General features: G+C 39.2%; 10 protein-coding genes. 8 read left to right on the forward strand and 2 right to left on the reverse strand.

The features are described from left to right. Positions 1 to 48: 48 nt before the first annotated feature. The 4 genes from MUW56_RS18390 (at position 49) to MUW56_RS18405 (ending at position 5,735) form a co-directional block, all read left to right on the forward strand. Positions 49 to 1,641, forward strand: a complete 1,593-nt coding sequence (locus tag MUW56_RS18390; protein ID WP_292014550.1) for an MFS transporter — start codon at positions 49 to 51, stop codon at positions 1,639 to 1,641. A 189-nt stretch (positions 1,642 to 1,830) separates the two neighbouring features. Then, a complete protein-coding gene (locus MUW56_RS18395; protein ID WP_292014551.1) occupies positions 1,831 to 4,041 on the forward strand; it encodes a TonB-dependent receptor in 2,211 nt (736 codons plus the stop codon). A 106-nt stretch (positions 4,042 to 4,147) separates the two neighbouring features. Next, complete coding sequence (locus MUW56_RS18400) at positions 4,148 to 4,942, forward strand: siderophore-interacting protein (RefSeq protein ID WP_292014552.1); 795 nt, start codon at positions 4,148 to 4,150, stop codon at positions 4,940 to 4,942. 88 nt (positions 4,943 to 5,030) lie between these two features. Continuing rightward, the gene (locus MUW56_RS18405) at positions 5,031 to 5,735 is read left to right on the forward strand and encodes a bifunctional 2-polyprenyl-6-hydroxyphenol methylase/3-demethylubiquinol 3-O-methyltransferase UbiG (protein ID WP_292014553.1); all 705 of its coding nucleotides are present in this window, start codon (positions 5,031 to 5,033) and stop codon (positions 5,733 to 5,735) included. A gap of 312 nt (positions 5,736 to 6,047) precedes the next feature. On the opposite strand, the gene metG is transcribed toward MUW56_RS18405, so the two are convergent. Further along, positions 6,048 to 8,084 carry a methionine--tRNA ligase gene (gene metG / locus MUW56_RS18410; protein WP_292014554.1) on the reverse strand — a complete coding sequence of 679 codons (2,037 nt, stop codon included), beginning with the start codon at positions 8,082 to 8,084 and terminating at the stop codon, positions 6,048 to 6,050. A gap of 331 nt (positions 8,085 to 8,415) precedes the next feature. Between metG and MUW56_RS18415 the strand changes: the two genes are divergently transcribed. From MUW56_RS18415 to MUW56_RS18430, 4 genes are all read left to right on the forward strand, one after another. Continuing rightward, positions 8,416 to 11,172: a SusC/RagA family TonB-linked outer membrane protein gene (locus MUW56_RS18415; protein ID WP_292014555.1), complete on the forward strand. Its 2,757-nt coding sequence runs from the start codon at positions 8,416 to 8,418 to the stop codon at positions 11,170 to 11,172. Positions 11,173 to 11,184: 12 nt separating this feature from the next. Then, positions 11,185 to 12,786 carry a RagB/SusD family nutrient uptake outer membrane protein gene (locus tag MUW56_RS18420; RefSeq protein ID WP_292014556.1) on the forward strand — a complete coding sequence of 534 codons (1,602 nt, stop codon included), beginning with the start codon at positions 11,185 to 11,187 and terminating at the stop codon, positions 12,784 to 12,786. Positions 12,787 to 12,804: 18 nt separating this feature from the next. Then, positions 12,805 to 13,920, forward strand: coding sequence for a SusE domain-containing protein (locus MUW56_RS18425; RefSeq protein WP_292014557.1), 1,116 nt, complete (start codon positions 12,805 to 12,807; stop codon positions 13,918 to 13,920). A 77-nt stretch (positions 13,921 to 13,997) separates the two neighbouring features. Then, positions 13,998 to 16,154 carry a glycoside hydrolase family 97 protein gene (locus MUW56_RS18430; RefSeq protein ID WP_292014558.1) on the forward strand — a complete coding sequence of 719 codons (2,157 nt, stop codon included), beginning with the start codon at positions 13,998 to 14,000 and terminating at the stop codon, positions 16,152 to 16,154. Positions 16,155 to 16,243: 89 nt separating this feature from the next. On the opposite strand, the gene MUW56_RS18435 is transcribed toward MUW56_RS18430, so the two are convergent. Then, positions 16,244 to 17,209, reverse strand: coding sequence for a sterol desaturase family protein (locus MUW56_RS18435; protein WP_292014559.1), 966 nt, complete (start codon positions 17,207 to 17,209; stop codon positions 16,244 to 16,246). Between the last annotated feature and the right edge of the window lie 257 nt (positions 17,210 to 17,466).

The raw sequence follows: 17,466 nt of genomic DNA on the forward strand, positions 1-17,466 counted from the left end.
GTTTAAAAAAGTCTGTTATCTGATATCTGAAATCTATTATCTAAAAAAATGTACAACAAAGGACTATATAACGACTGGGTACCCAAACCTGTACAGCTGCTGCTGATCGTATTGCTGCTTGCCGTAGTCATGCCTCTGGGTGGCGTATATACGGGAAATATCAGCTATTTGGTGAGTGGCACCGGAGCGTTGACAGAATATTTTATGTGGGCCAACTATGCGACCACCATTGGAATGGGAGCATGTATGCCGGTCGTTCTCAGAATGAAGATGAGGTTCAAAGTAAGGGATAAAATGGTGATGCTCCTGGTTCTTCTGGGGCTGCTGAGCTATGTGAATGCCACTACCTTGCAGCCGATGATCTTTGTATTTACCTCTCTGCTTATCGGTTTCATGAAAATGATGGTAACGATAGAACTATTCCTGCCTCTTATGGTAATGATCGGAAACCGCGGAATGTTCTATGGGGTATTTTATACCTTTGTATTGATTATGAACCAGGTGGCGGTTTATTATTCAGCAAAGTTTGCCCTCCTTTATAACTGGCAGCAGTTTTACCTACTGACAGCCGTGCTGTGCTTTATACTGGCGCTTATTCACTGGATTTTCATGCACAATAAGTACTTTGCGCTGAAAGTACCGCTTCATTATATCGACTGGCTGAGTATTCTCCTGTTCATATCTACCTTTATGTTTTCGGCCTATGTGTATTCTTTTGGCAAGCAGCAGGATTGGCTGAATTCGAAGAATATTATAAATGCAAGTATCGCGGCTTTTGTAAGCTTTGCCCTGCTTAGTATCCGACAGCTCACTTTAAAACGGCCTTATCTTTCATTTAATATATTTACCAAAAATAACGTTCAGAACGGTCTGTTTATGTTGTTCTGGCTGGGAATGTTCCTGGGGACGGCAAGTATTCAGAATACTTTTGCGGTAGGAGTGTTGGGATATGATCAACTGACCAATGCCGGACTCAGTATGATGATGGTTCCCGGAATTTTAGTCGCCGGAGTCATTGCCGTCTTCTGGTTTAAAAAGGAAAAACCATTAAAAATGTACATTTTCTCAGGGTTTGCAGGGATGGTGGGATATGCGATCATTATGTATTTTTCCATGGTATTGGAGTTCAGTTATGACAACTGGTATCTGCCTATGTTTTTAAAGGGCTACGGAATGTGTTCCTTATTTATTTCCGTATGGTTTTATACTTTGGATAAACTTGAAATGGATGAAATGCTGGCTGCAATAGGACTGGTATTGGTTTGGAGAACTTTTCTGGCAGTCGGTATCTTTTCAACCCTGTACTCATGGTTTCAGTATCGGTTTCAGATTGTGGCGGTGGGGGATCTTGCGGTGTATATGGACGGAATGACGGTAACTCCTCAAAATGCAGCCGCTACTATGAAAGCTATTCAGCTGAATGCCATTATTATTGCCAGCAAAAAAATATTCGGATATATTATTCTGGTTGGTTTTGGAATATTATTCTATGTCATCACCCATCATTTCGGAGCAAAACGTTTCCAATATTTCAGATTTGTGAGGGTTCTTGGAGGTAAATCTGTGATTGCAAGAAGAAGACTCCGTGAACGTAAACAATTATTAGAAGAGATCAAAGACGCAGCCGGACCTGCGGGCTAAAAATACCTTGTTTTTCATTTAGTAAAATCCCGGACCTTATATAGGCCGGGATTTTACGCTTTTATGAATATGATCAATAAATAAACGTATTTAATTGTAAAAAATCATGAAAAATTTCACATTGAGTTATTTTTATTTAGAAGCAATAAAAATTATATTTGCGGGATTATAAAACTTTGAGTAGAAAGAATGAAAAAGCAGTATGCATTTATAGGTCTGTTAGCTTCGGGATTACTATTTTCCCAGACCGCTAAGGATTCTATAACCTCTAAAGGTATTGATGATGTGGTGATCGTAGCCTCCAGAAAACCTACCAAAATCTCTGAAATTCCCGGAACCGTTTGGGTAGTACAGAAAGAAAAAATTCAGGAACAGGCCAAAAATGGAGTTCCTATCAAAGAAATGCTTTCCATTTTAATTCCGAGTATGGATATCGGCCCGCAGGGAAGAACGAACTACGGGCAGAATACGAGAGGGCGCTCTGCCCTGGTCATGATTGACGGGGTTTCATTGAACAGTATCCGGGCGATCAGCCGTCAGTTAGATGCCATTGATCCGTTCAATATTGAGAGAATTGAAGTGCTTTCAGGAGCCAGCTCTATTTATGGGGGAAATGCAACAGGGGGGATCATTAATATCATTACGAAAATACCTTCTAAAAAAGGCATCAGTGGAGAAACCGAATTGGGAGTACGCACCGGTTTTATGGGGAAAGATGATCATGATTTCCGTGCGGCACAGTCTATTGCAGGAAAAGGTGAGAAATTCTTTGGAAGACTGGGCATTGCTTACCAGCAGAATGGAGGTGTGTATGGGGCAGATCAGAAGCAGCTCTTTACAGATATTACCCAAACCGATCTTCAGTATAACCAGTCTATTGATATCCTGGCAACAGGAGGATACCAGTTTAACAACAAACATAAAATTACAGCTTCCCTTCAGTATTATAATTCTAAATTTAATGGAGACCGGAGCTTGTTTTTAGGTGAAAATTTAAGTGCCTTCACTCAGAAAAATGCTTCTCTGCTGGAAATGAGAGATGGTTTTTCGTCTGATAAAAACGTAGGTACAGAGCGTTATATGGGAACGGTAACCTATACCGGAAACGGTATCTTGGGAGGCCAGGATCTGTATGTACAGCTGGCAACCCGTGGGGAGAAGCTAGGATTTTATCCATTTCCTGGAAATATAACGTTGCAGACCGGAAAAACAGCGTATATGTCATCTTCACAGCAGGATACATACTATTCAGGAATAAAAGCCCTGTTGTCAAAATCATGGCGAGGACTGAACGTAACCTATGGAGCAGATATTGACTTTGAGAAGTTTGAGGGAAACCAGTCTGTTTATGATATTGCTAAAACAATGTCCAGCGGCGGTTTAATCAGTGAAACAAAATACAGCTTGGGGAGATATCCTACGAATCACTCACAGAGCTATGCAGGATATGTTCAGGCAAAATACAATATTCTTCCGAAACTTCAGATCAATGCAGGAGTTCGTTACCAGAATATCACCGTTAAAATGGATGATTTTGTAGGGTCTGAACAGCAAACTCAGGTGGCCATGGGCAATGGAAAATCTGCATCTGCCATTCCGGGAGGCCAGAGTTCCTATAATGTAACCCTTGCTAATGCAGGATTGTTATATAAATTCAATGAACAGCACCAGGTTTGGGGAACTTTTTCTCAGGGAGCAAGCTTGGCTGACCCGGCGAAATTCTACGGAATTGGTACTTATAAGCTCAACGGAACCAACTGGGATGTGATATCCAGTATCAATGTGAAAGACCAGCCATTACAGGCGATCAAGACCAATCAGTATGAAGTGGGATACCGTGTCAATAAAGGAGGGTTAAGAGCGCAGATTGCCGGTTTTTTAAGTAACTCAGACAAAAGTGTTACGGTAGATAAAAAGACTTTTCAGATCCTGGTCAACGATTTGAAGCTAAGGAATATGGGTATTGAAGCAGAGGTTTCCTATGCACTAAACAATGGCGTTTATTTCGGTGCCAGCGGGCTTTTGATCAAATCTGAGGTAGACCATAAAGGCGATTGGCAGAAACAGGAAATCTATAATGCTTCCCCTTCAAAATTGGTCACGTATATCGGGTATACTATCAAAAGCTGGTCATTCAGATTCCAGTCTTTACAGAATTTCAAGTTGAAGGACGAGCTTAACAATGTGGTTGAAGGCTATAATACTTCAGATCTGATGATAGGCTACCGGTTCAACTGGGGAAGATTCAATGTAGGAATCCAGAACCTGTTTAATACCGACTATCAAACCCTATGGAGCAAGCGTTCCCAGGTTTTATATTCTTCTTACGGACTTCCGGAATTATTTAACTACAAAGGAAGAGGAAGAACATTCAATCTGTCTTATACTTTTGAGTTTTAAAAAAATAAGGTTAAGGTAGGTACTGCCTTAATCTGAATCATACCTTTTACAAATCCGGCTTCCGATCCAGATGGGAGGCCGGATATTAACTTAAAAAAAATCAGTTATGGCGAAAATTCCAACAGGGCAGATTGTTGCCGAAGTAACGAGAAAAGAATACATCACAGATCATTTCATCAGGGTTTATCTGTATTCTCCTGAAGTGCACCAGTTTCAAAATACTGTGGTAGGAGACAATAACAAAATTGCCGTTCCACCGGCGGGCCTCAATGAAATTCATTTCCCGATCCTGGATGAAAACCATCAGTGGGTCTACCCGGCCAAAGATGTGGCTCCGGCTATCAGGACTTATACACACCGGGGAATTGATCTGGAGAAGAATGAACTGATCATTGATTTTGTAGACCACGGAGATGGCGGCCCGGCTTCAAGTTGGGTGAGAAATGCGGAGGCAGGTTCCAAATTGGGAGTCATGATGCGCCTGGATGGTAAAGAGCTGTATCCTGCAGCGGAATGGTATTTATTGGTGGGGGATGCTACCGCGATTCCTGTTTTAAGTGCTATTCTGGAGACGCTTCCTGAGACTGCAAAAGGAGTTTGTATTATTGAAGTTCATGGAAAAGAAGATGAACAGATCCTGGCTACCCAAGCAGATATTGAGTTTAAATGGCTTCATAATGCCCAGCCCCATATAGGCAGTGAACTGGCAGCAGCTGTTAAAAGTGTTGAAATTCCCGAAGGAAGTAGATTTGGATATGTTGCCTGCGAGTTTTCAAGTGTGAAAGAGATCCGTACCTACCTTCGGAAAGAAAAAAACTGGACCGCACAGGAACTCTATGCTTATTCTTACTGGAAAGCCGGAGTGGCAGAAAATGAATCACAGGAGATTAAGACTATATAAACCAACAACCAGCAACCTTCCCCTCCTCACTTTAAACATTGAACTCAAAGCTTTGAACTTTGCACCCTGAAGCCGTATCTTTGCAGTTATGAAAGATTTAATGGGCAGAGCGATCTGGGATTATTTTCATGATGAAAACCCGGAAGACCTGCAGACTGAAACGTCGATTTCTGAACTGGATGAACTTCCTGTAGATTATTTATTCAGAGATTTTGAAGAGATGAATGCCATTGAGCAGAAAGCACTGAAGCTATCCGGCGGAAAAGTTCTGGATATAGGAGCAGGAGCGGGTTCCCATGCGCTGTATCTCCAAAATGAAAGAAATCTTGAGGTAATGGCTCTGGATATTTCACCAAAATCTATCGAAGTTTGCAAACTGAGAGGAATCAAAAAGGCGGTTTGTGAAAATATCCTTGATTTTTCGGGAGAAACTTTCGATACTGTCTTATTATTGATGAATGGGACCGGAATCTTTGAAAGCCTGGCAAAAATAGATACCTATCTTCAGAAATTACAGAGTCTTTTGAATGAAGGCGGACAAATCCTGATCGACAGTACGGATATTCTCTATATGTTTGACCGTGATGAAGACGGCGGAGTTTATATTCCTGCCGGAGGGTATTATGGAGAGCTGGAGTATGTTGTTCATTACAAAGGGGAATCCGAAAAGCCGATTACATGGCTGTATCTTGATTTCAATACCCTTAAAAATGCTGCTGAAAATAATGGATTTAAAATAGAAAGGGTGCTGAAGGATGAAGATTCTTATTTAGCCAAACTGACTAAGAAATAATTTACACCAGTCATTGCGGGCTGAAAGCGAAGCAATCTTATCAATTACCCTATATTGTCATTCTGTACACCATAATGACTTTTTTGTACTTCTACCTAGCCCCGATAGAAACGGTTACCCCACAGCATGAGTTGGAGAGTGAAAGGGTTTAAGCATTGGAGAAGGCTGGCGCGAGGAGTAAAAGTGGAGAGCGGGAATCAGCTCCTAATCAGTTCTCTGGTCTAAGCTGTCAAGTTTCCTTAATATATTTCTATTGACCAAAAGAAAGGCTGCTTCTTGTGAAACAGCCTATTATCTTTATGAGGATTTTAATTATCCGATCTCAATACCGTTCTCAACATTGCTGTCGTCAGGTGTAACGAAAGATAATTTTCCGTCTGGTTTAGTCGTTAATAACAACATTCCCTGAGATTCAATTCCTCTGATTTTTCTGGGAGCAAGATTCAATAAAATCATCACCTGCTTGCCCACTACTTCTTCCGGACTAAAGCTTTCTGCAATTCCTGAAACTACAGTTCTTACATCTACACCGGTATCAACGGTAAGTTTTAGTAATTTGTCTGCTTTTTCTACTTTTTCAGCTTCTAAAATGGTCGCTGTTCTCAGGTCTATCTTAGTAAAATCATCAAAAGTGATCTCGTCTTTCATAGGTTTTGCGTTAAGGTTTGTTTTTTTATTGTTTTGTTTTGTCTGTTCCAGCTTTTCAATCTGAGCTTCAATTACCTGGTCTTCAATTTTTGAGAATAGAAGAGAGGCTTCATTGATTTTATGGCCTGTTTCAATTAAAACAGTTTTGGTTTCAACATCATTCCATGTTTTCTTTTCAACATGGAACATATTCAATAGTTTGTCAGAGCTGAACGGCATAAATGGTTCACACAGCTGAGCTAATGCAACAGCAATCTGAGCACCGACGAATAAAGATTGGGCTGCTTTTTCCGGATTATCCTTAATTGTTTTCCAAGGTTCTTCTGTCTGAAGATACTGGTTTCCAAAACGGGCAAGGTTCATCAATGCAGATAAAGCATTTCTGAATTCATAATTTTCAAGGAATCCTGAAATTTCTTTTGCAGCTTTGCTTATTTCCTGCAATTCTGGACTGTTGATGTCGCCCTGTGGAACAACCCCGTCATAATATTTATGGATAAGAACAGCTACTCTGTTGATGAAGTTTCCGAAAATTCCGACCAATTCAGAATTGTTTTTTGTCTGGAAATCTTTCCATGTAAAATTATTGTCCTTAGTTTCCGGAGCTGAGGAAAGAAGTGCATATCTTAACACATCCTGCTGACCAGGGAAATCTTCTACATATTCATGTGCCCATACGGCCCAGTTTCTTGATGTGGAGATCTTATCGTTTTCAAGGTTCAGGAATTCGAAGGCCGGAACATTGGCTGGCATAATGTAATCTCCGTGAGCTTTCATCATCGAAGGGAAAATAATACAGTGGAATACAATATTATCTTTTCCGATAAAGTGTACCAGATCACTGTTTTCGCTTTGCCAGTAATCCTTCCAGTCTTTTCCATTCTTCTCGGCCCATTCTTTCGTGAATGAAATATACCCGATGGGAGCATCAAACCATACGTAAAGAACTTTTCCTTCCGCGTCCGGCAGCGGAACGGGAACTCCCCAGTTAAGGTCCCTGGTCATGGCGCGTGGCTTCAGACCATCATTCAACCATGATTTAACCTGTCCGTATACATTAGGCTTCCAGTCATCTTTATGACCTTCAATAATCCATTCGTTTAAGAAATCTTCGTATTCATTAAGAGGAAGGTACCAGTTTTTGGTTTCTTTAAGGATAGGAACATTTCCGCTCAGCATGGATTTTGGGTTGATCAGCTCTGAAGGAGACAGGGTAGAGCCGCATTTCTCGCACTGGTCACCGTAAGCATTTTCGTTGCCACAGTTTGGGCAGGTTCCTACAATATAACGGTCGGCAAGGAATTCTCCGGCCTGCTCATCAAAATACTGCTCAGAAACCTCTTCAGTAAATTTCCCTTTTTCATACAGAACCTTGAAGAAATCCTGGCTGGTTTCATAATGCTTCTTTGAAGTTGTTCTTGAATATTCATCAAAAGAGATTCCCAGATCAGAAAAGGACTTCTTGATGATCTCGTGATATTTGTCAACGATATCCTGTGGGGTAACCCCTTCCTTTTTAGCTCTTATGGTAATAGGAATTCCATGCTCATCCGAACCACAGATAAACGCTACATCTTTTCCTGATCTTCTCTGAAATCTTGCGTAAACATCCGCAGGAATATAAACACCTGCCAAATGTCCTATATGAACCGGTCCGTTTGCATAAGGCAAAGCTGCCGTAATCATCTTTCTGTTTGACATTTATAGTAAAGTTTTGACTGCAAAGATAAGGATTATCTGCTGAATACCGCTCTTTGTGGAGTTATTATGATCAACAGGCTCTTTTCAGGAGGATGAATATGAATTAAAGTTAAACCATCGTTTAACTTTATGTTAAAGTAATGCTTGTATTATGTTTAGCATAGTATTATGTAAAACACTAATATACAGTTATTTAATTCATATAAGTATCGTAATATACATAATTTTATCTTAAATTATATTAATTTTATGATAATTCTATTTTTTTATAAATTGCATATCTGGCTGCAAGCCAAAATGAACAAAAACGAAACTATATAAAAATAAGATTGTGAAGAATTTTACAACGGTATTAAAAATTGCGCCCGCCTTTTTATTGGCCAGTACAGTAATGCATGCGCAGACAAAGGACTCTATCACTAAGGAGAAGAAGATTGAAGAGGTGGTATTGATCGGGTATGGAAAACAGAAGAAGTCTGACCTTACAGGTTCTATCACTTCTGTAACGGCAAAAGACTTCAACGGAGGAGCCACTTCTGCCGGACAGCTGATCCAGGGGAAAACACCGGGGGTTCAGATTACCAATAACAGCGGAGCTCCGGGATCCGGAACAAAGATCCGGATCAGGGGAACATCATCTTTGAGTGGAGAGAACTCGCCGCTTATTGTCATTGATGGAGTTCCTCAGGATTTTGTAGGAGTAAATGGGGTTTCAGATCCTTTATCATTAATAAATCCTAATGACATTGAAACATTCGATATCCTGAAAGATGCTTCGGCAACAGCAATCTATGGTAACAGAGCCTCCAATGGGGTTATTTTGATTACTACCAAGAAAGGAAGTTCCGGAAAGTTTAAGGTGAATTTTTCTACCGTGACTTCATTATCTACCAAAATGGGTAATGTAGACGTACTGAATGCACAGGAGTTCAGGGATTTTGTTAATAATTATGCACCTGCAAATTACAAAACAAAACTTGGAAATGCCGATACCAACTGGCAGGATCTGATTTACCAGACTGCATGGGGAACAGACAATAATGTGGCTCTTTCAGGAGGAATCAAAGGGTTGCCTTACCGTTTATCGTTAGGCTATAATGAGCAGAACGGTATTGTAAGATCAAATTCGTTCCGAAGAACCTCAGTAGGTTTGAACTTAAATCCTAAATTCTTTGACAGTCATTTGTCAGTGAATGTAAATGCGAAAGGAACTTTTACAGATAATAGATTTGTGGATGGAGGGGTCATCAAGGCAGCTACCTATTTTGACCCTACACAGCCTGTGTATTCGGGAAATTCCAAGTATGGAGGGTATTATGAGTGGCTGGATGCAGGGTCTGCAACCGGATATAATGTAAATGCCAATTCAAATCCGCTTGGAATGATTGACGGCATTCGTGATATATCATCAGTAACAAGAGGACTGGGAAATATTCAGTTAGATTATAAATTTCACTTTCTTCCTGACCTTCACTTCAATGTGAATGCCGGATATGATTATACAAAAAGTGAAGGGCACAAAACTAAAGATGCCATTTACAGACCTGGTTACGGTGATAAAGGAAGTTCGAACCTCTATTCGATGGAGAAGAAAAACAAACTTTTGGAAACCTATTTTAATTATGTTAAAAATATAGCTCCTATCAATACGGGAGTAGACATCACCGCCGGATATGCTTATCAGGATTTTCATACCATCATTCCCGGAGCTGTGACCTACAGAGGAAATGGAACAACGCTGCCCCCGGATTTGAATTTTGAAACCCGAAATACATTGATATCATTTTATGGAAGAGCTATTTTTACGGTAGCCAATAGGTATATTATATCAGGATCAGTACGTAAAGACGGTTCTTCAAGATTTTTTAACAGCACAAGAGATAACGTATGGGGAGTCTTTCCTGGAGTTTCTTTAGCTTGGAAGCTTAATGAGGAAAGCTTCATCAAAAACATTTCGGCAATCAGTACTTTGAAATTGAGAGCAGGATGGGGAAAAACAGGACAGCAGGAGCTGCCGGCCCTCAATGGAAATAAGCCGAATAATTACCCAGCTTTCGCCGCATATAATCCAAGTTACCCTGGAGCCAGCTACCAGTTTGGAAACGAATATTATTTTATGTTCAGACCTGCTAATTATAATCCAAATCTTACTTGGGAAACCACAACAACAAAAAATATAGGGTTGGATTTTGGTTTTATGAGTAATAGGATTACCGGGTCCATCGATCTTTTCAGAAAAGATACTAAAGATTTATTGGTATATGCCGATGAACCAGCTGGAGGGCTTAGTAATGCCAGTTGGCAGAATGTGGGTGATATGAAGAATGAAGGTATTGAAGGAAGTATCACCTTGATTCCTATTAAAAATGAAAAAACGACCTGGGAGCTGAGTTTTAATGCTACCCACTACAAACCCATTGTGACGAAATTAAAGGACAGAGCCGATGAATCATTCAATATGGAAGTTGGTGGTATTGAAGGAGGTTCCGGAAATAAAATCCAGGCGCATGTTGTGGGATATGCTCCAAACTCATTCTGGGTGTACCAGCAGGTATATGATAATAACGGAAAACCTGTAGACGGAGCTTTTGTTGACAGAAACGGAGATGGTGTGATCACTCCAAAAGATATGTATTATTACAAATCGACCACTCCGGATGCTATTTTAGGTTTCTCAACGAAAGTATCTCATAAAAATTGGGACTTTGCCCTCAGCGCCAGAGCTGTATTAGGAAATTACGTATATAACAATATGGCCTCCAACAGCTCATTACAGTCTGCATCTACAAACGAATATCTGCAAAATGTATTCTCTACCGCACCGGAATATAAATTTTCTGTACCGCAGTATAAATCAGATGTTTATATCGAAAATGCATCGTTCTTAAGATTGGATAATATCAATATTGGCTATAATTTCGGTGAAGTTTTCTCTAAAGGAAGTAATCTGAAAATATACGGTATGGCACAAAATGTTTTTGTAATCACTAAATATACAGGCGTAGACCCTGAAGTTTTTGGCGGAATAGACAACGGATATTATCAAATGCCTAGAATATATTCTTTAGGCTTTAATTTTCAATTTTAAATAATAATTACGATGAAACTAAATAAGATCAAACTTAAAAATATAGTACTGCCTCTTTCTGCTGCATTTCTACTGACCACAGCGTCATGTGTGAAAGATCTTGAAAGAGAGCCTATAACAGACGTTACTTCAGCAAGTATCTATAAAGATTTTTCTAACTATAAAAATATTTTAGCAAAACTTTATGGAGGTCTTGCAATGGGAGGACAGGTAAGTGGAGACGGCGACCAGCCTGACAGTGATATTAATGGGATTAACGGAGGTTTTTCACAGTATACAAGGCTGCTATACACTCTGAACGTAATCACTACCGATGAAGCAGTGATAGGCTGGAATGACGGAAACCTTCACACGCTCCATAAAATGACTTGGGATTCATCCAATGAATTTATTGCAGCTATGTATTACAGAGTGTATACAGAAATTGCTTTTTGTAATGAGTTTCTTAGAAATGTCACAGACGAAAAATTAGCAGCCAATAATATCACCGGTGAAAACCTTAATCAAGCAAAATTAATGAGAGCTGAAGCCCGTTTTCTAAGAGCGCAGTCTTATTACCATGCCATAGATATGTTTGGAAATGTTCCTTTTGTAGATGAATCCTATCTGCCCGGATCTGCAAATCCGCCAAAGAGAATAGACAGGAAATCATTATTTAATTTTATAGAATCTGAACTGATTGCTGTGGTAGATCAATTAAAGGAGCCTAAAACCAATGAGTATGGAAGAGCAGATAAAGCTGCGGCCTGGTCGCTATTGGCAAGATTATATTTAAATGCTGAAGTATATACAGGAACGCAGAGAAATACAGATTGTATTACTTATTGTAATAAAGTAATCGCAGCAGGCTATTCTTTAAAACCGAAGTATGATGATCTGTTCCTTGCAGATAATAATATCAATAATCCGGAGCAGATCCTAAGTGTAAATTTTGACGGGATCAATACGCAGACCAATGGTGGAACCACGTATCTGGTACATGCTGCAATAGGTGGAGAAATGAAGGCTGCTGACTTTGGAGTGAATGGAGGATGGAGTGGTTTAAGAACTACAAAATCATTTGTAGGCTTATTTCCTGCTAATGGAAGTGACAAAAGAGGAAGGTTCTTTACTTCAGGACAGAATTTAGAAATTAATGACTTGGGATCATTTACAGATGGTTATGCTTTTATAAAGTTTAAAAATATCAAAAGCAATGGTTCTGTCGGTGCTCATGACAACTGGGTAGAAGCTGATATTCCTTTATATCGTTTGGCTGATATCTATCTGATGTATGCTGAAGCTGTTCTCAGAGGTGGAAGCGGTGGTAATCAGGCTACGGCAATAGGTTATATTAACCAATTGAGACAACGGGCATATGGTAACACAAGCGGTAACGTGGCTTCAATAAATCTTAATTTTATTTTGGATGAAAGAGCCAGAGAATTGTCTTGGGAAACAACCAGAAGATCAGACCTTATTCGTTTTAAGAAATATACTACAGGAGATTACTTGTGGCCTTGGAAAGGAAATATTAAAGATGGAAAAGCTGTAGAAAGCTATAGAGATCTTTTCCCTATTCCCAATAAAGATATTATCGCCAATCCTAATCTGATCCAGAATCCTGGTTACTAACTTTTAAATATTTTAAAAATGAAAAATCTATTCAAAATAGTAGTGGTAGCTTTTATCGGATTATTAATGGTTTCCTGTGAAAAAGATGAAGAACAGGCGGTTATTAATGAAACATCCGCTGGTAAAATATCTGCTGATAAAAGTACCGTCATTCTTAATGAACTCAATGCCAATGATGCCGTAATCACTTTTACTTGGACAAAACCAACATTTAGTATTGCTGTTGTTCCCAGTCAGGAAATAGAATTCGGAATTAAAGGAGATGGTTTTAAAAAAAGTACTATTGTTGATTTCTCTAATGATGTAACAGCTGGTTCTGTTACCCATGCCGCAATGAATGCCGCAATGTTCAATATTGGAGCAGTGCCGGATGTTGTGAATGAAATTGAAGCGAGATTGAAAACATCTGTAGGATCAGCGGTTTTTTATTCCAATGTAATAGCACTTAAAGTAACTCCTTATACTCCCAACCCGGATTTGGTATATCCAAAGATCAACGTGCCGGGGGCATACGCAGGAGCAGCTGGTTATGCCAATTGGACTCCGTCAAATTCACCCAATTTGTTCTCTCCTGAAAAAAATGATAAATACAGAGGATTTATTTTCATTAAAGATGCTTCAGGCGATAACGGAAAATACAAATTTGCTATCAATCAGGATTGGCCGGGAAATAAAGGAGATGATGGAACGAACACCGGAAAATTAAAGGCTGATGGAGCTGATATAGTACCACCGGCAGCCGGAACCTATTATATCAAGGTAGACTGGGCTGCAAATACCTATTCTTCAACGTTAGCAAACTTTGGTATCATAGGAGATGCAACACCTACAGGCTGGAACTCTGATACAGATTTTGTATATAATCCAGCTACCAAAACATTTGTGATCAACTCTATTATGCTGAACAGTACAGGATTGTTTAAATTCAGAGCAAACGATGACTGGACACTGAAATTTCAGCCTAAAAAAGATGATGAAACCCTGGTTTCAGGAAAGCCGGTGCAAACTTATTTAAATGCTGAAGGTACCGTAGATGGTGACCCCGGCTATAAAGTGTCTGTAGCAGGAAATTATAAGATAGAGCTGGATTTACATAATTCAGCATATTACAAATTAACCATTACAAAGTTGTAAAACATACCAATTAAGTTGATAAAGTGCTGCGCCAGAGCCAGCACTTTATCTATTTTTTAAGTTAATAAATAGTCATTATGAAGAAAATTACTGTGGGAGCTCTTTTGCTTTCAATGATGTTTGTAGGAGTAAAAGCACAATCTTTAAAATCACCGGATGGTAAGTTTGAAATGAACTTCCAGCTTAAAGAAGGAGTTCCTTATTATAACCTTACATATAACGGTGCGGTAGTCGTTGAAGACTCTAAATTAGGATTAAGATTATTTAAAGATGCATCCATAAAATTCGCTTCTGAAATCGCGAAAACGGAAGATGCGAAATTCGATCTGAATAATGGTTTCACAAAGGTACAAGAGAAAAGAGATGCTAAAAATGAAACCTGGCAGCCGGTTCTTGGAGAAAAGAAAAACTATATCAATCACTACAATGAACTGGCTCTTACCCTGAACCAGGCCTCTACCGATAGAAGTATTGTGGTGAAATTCAGACTGTTCAATGACGGTCTTGGATTCAGATACGAATTTCCTCAACAGAAAAACCTGAATTATTTCGTTATCAGAGAAGAAGATTCTGAAATTGATTTTCCTACCGACATGAAAGCGTGGTGGATTGTAGCAGACTATGACTCTCAGGAATACCAGTATCAGGAAACAAAAGTTTCTGAAATTCCTGCACAATGGGAGAAGGCTTATGATGCCAATGCATCCCAGGCTTTGGTGAAAAATGCAGTGCAGTCTCCGCTAATGCTTAAAAGAGAAGGAAAGGAGCCTTTATACATCAACGTTGCTGAAGCTGCAGTATTGGATTATCCTGCTTCCCATCTGGAAGTGGATGCCCGGAATTTCAGGTTCAAAACACATTTGACAGCAGACAGACAGGGTGCAAAAGGATATATCCAGACCCCATCGGTAACGCCTTGGAGAACTATTATTGTCGCTCCGAAAGCAGAACAGGTGATGGATTCCAAAATGATCTTTAACCTTAACGAACCTACAAAATATACCGATACTTCTTACATTCATCCTACAAAATACATGGGAGTATGGTGGGAGATGATTATCGGAAAATCACAGTGGGCTTACTCTACAGCGGAAAATGTTCATTTAGATAAAACAGATTTCACAAAACTGACTCCGAATGGAAAGCATGCAGCCAATAATACAAAAGTTAAAGAATATATCGACTTTGCTGCTGAAAATGGCTTCCAGGGATTATTGATCGAAGGCTGGAATATCGGCTGGGAAGACTGGTTCGGGCACTCTAAAGAATTTGTTTTCGATTTCATTACCCCTTACCCGGATTTTGATATCAAAATGTTGAATGAATATGCGCATTCCAAAGGGATCAAGCTGATCATGCACCATGAAACCTCAGGTTCTGCAACGAATTATGAGAGATGGGCTGATAAAGCGTTCCAAACGATGAATAAATATGGGTATGATGCGGTAAAAACAGGATATGTAGGAGATATCATTCCTAGAGGAGAACACCATTATTCTCAGTGGACGATTAACCACTATTATAGAATTGCTGAAAAAGCAAATGAATATAAAATTATGGTAAACTCTCATGAATCTGTACGCCCTACAGGAGAGAGCCGTACTTATCCAAACTATATTTCTGCAGAAGCTGCCCGTGGTACGGAATATGAGGCATTTGGAGGCAACAAGCCTGACCATCAGACCGTTCTTCCGTTTACAAGATGGATGGGAGGCTCAATGGATTATACACCGGGGATTTTCCAGACGAAATTAGACTATTATTTCCCTGGAGATAACCGCTTTGTAAAAACTACGTTAGCTAAGCAGCTGGCATTGTATGTAACGATGTATATGCCGCTTCAGATGGCCGCTGACCTGCCTGAAAACTACAAAAAGCATATGGATGCCTTCCAGTTTATCAAAGATGTGGCTGCAGATTGGGATGATACTAAAATCTTATCAGCCGAACCTGGAGATTATATCATCACAGCCAGAAAAGCAAAAGGTACTGAAAACTGGTTTGTAGGAGGGATTACGGATGAAAACAAACGCGGGTATACCGTAGATTTCTCATTCCTGGATAAAGGAAAAAAATATGAAGCAACGATCTATGAAGATGGAAAAGATGCAGATTATATTGACAATCCTCAAAGCTATAACATCTACAAAAAAGAGATTACCAGCAAGTCTAAAATTAATTTTAAAATGGTAAGAAGCGGCGGATTTGCAGTTTCTATTAAACCGGTAAAATAATTTTTAAAATCAATAATAAAATACCCCGGCTCATTGTATCTTCAATGACCGGGGTATTTTTTTCTGGATGATGGAGTTAGATTGATATTCTAATTTGGATGATATTCAGGAGTTGAAATTTCTACATTCTCAGACAGTTGCTCCTTTTTTATTTTTTCCTGATATTCCTTTTGATACTGTCTTACTGTTTTTCCGGTGCCGTCATGTTTCCATCCGGGAGGATAAAAAAGATATTTTGTGCGGTCTTTGAAAGAAATCCCCGGCTGTCTGATATCTTTTCCTATTCTTCTCCATTCATAGAAAAGCATGGTGGCGGGATCTTTAGATTTTATTTTCGGGTAGACTCCGTATTTAACAGGAACTTCGGGATCCTCCTTCTGGAATGTTCCGAAGATCTTATCCCAGATAATTAGACCCATTCCCATATTACGGTCCAGATATTTGATATTACAGGCATGGTGCACACGATGATGTGAAGGGGTCACCAAAATATATTCTAAAAACCCCATGCTTTTAATAGACTGGGTATGCACAAACGTTCCATAAATTTGTATAGCGGAATAAGCCACCATAATATGCCATGGGTTGAATCCTATCAACGCCAAAGGAGAAAAAAACAGATACCTGTACAGAGGCTGGAATACGGGGCTTCTAAATCCTGTACTGATATTGAAGTAATCAGAATTATGATGGGTAATGTGGACTGCCCAGAAGATACGGGAATGATGATCTACATAGTGGTGAACATAATAAGCAAGGTCCTGGGCAAGAAATACAGCGATCCAATACCAGATTCCGAATTCCCAGTCGAAAAGGCGGTGATGATAAAAAAACATCATGACAAACATAGAAAAACCCTTCATGATAATGTCCAGCCCATAGTTAAGAAGAGCAAAAAGAACATTGGTCGCCACATCCTTAGTTTCATAAAGTTTTTCTTTATTAAAATGACTATAGGCCATTTCTATAAAAATAATAGCGGCAAATAAAGGGATGGTCCATGTATAAACAATGTCTGGACCATCGGTCACGAAGATTTTATTAAAATCAAACATTTTTTCTGTAAAACTAAAAATAAAAGGGGTTGAAAGTTTATTTTTTACATTAAATTTTATTTTTATGCAATTTTTTTATAATAAATTGAAATGATAATAGTTAAAGGCTGCTATATTTTCAATAGAAGATTCGTTTTTGAACTGCAGACTCATCGTAATTTTCATGAAACATAAGATGCTCCGCTTCTGTGACAGGAAATGTATTAATAGCAGAAACAGGCCTGAAAATGTAGATTCTGGCCATTATTTTGTAATAA

This window comes from Chryseobacterium sp., from assembly GCF_022869225.1.
GTDB lineage: Bacteria > Bacteroidota > Bacteroidia > Flavobacteriales > Weeksellaceae > Chryseobacterium.

Excerpts from the sequence above, each read along its gene's own strand:
- MUW56_RS18390 (WP_292014550.1), top strand. The coding sequence starts at position 49 with ATGTACAACAAAGGACTATATAACGACTGGGTACCCAAACCTGTACAG.
- MUW56_RS18395 (WP_292014551.1), top strand. The coding sequence starts at position 1,831 with ATGAAAAAGCAGTATGCATTTATAGGTCTGTTAGCTTCGGGATTACTA.
- MUW56_RS18400 (WP_292014552.1), top strand. The coding sequence starts at position 4,148 with ATGGCGAAAATTCCAACAGGGCAGATTGTTGCCGAAGTAACGAGAAAA.
- MUW56_RS18405 (WP_292014553.1), top strand. The coding sequence starts at position 5,031 with ATGAAAGATTTAATGGGCAGAGCGATCTGGGATTATTTTCATGATGAA.
- metG (WP_292014554.1), bottom strand. The coding sequence starts at position 8,084 with ATGTCAAACAGAAAGATGATTACGGCAGCTTTGCCTTATGCAAACGGA.
- MUW56_RS18420 (WP_292014556.1), top strand. The coding sequence starts at position 11,185 with ATGAAACTAAATAAGATCAAACTTAAAAATATAGTACTGCCTCTTTCT.
- MUW56_RS18425 (WP_292014557.1), top strand. The coding sequence starts at position 12,805 with ATGAAAAATCTATTCAAAATAGTAGTGGTAGCTTTTATCGGATTATTA.
- MUW56_RS18430 (WP_292014558.1), top strand. The coding sequence starts at position 13,998 with ATGAAGAAAATTACTGTGGGAGCTCTTTTGCTTTCAATGATGTTTGTA.
- MUW56_RS18435 (WP_292014559.1), bottom strand. The coding sequence starts at position 17,209 with ATGTTTGATTTTAATAAAATCTTCGTGACCGATGGTCCAGACATTGTT.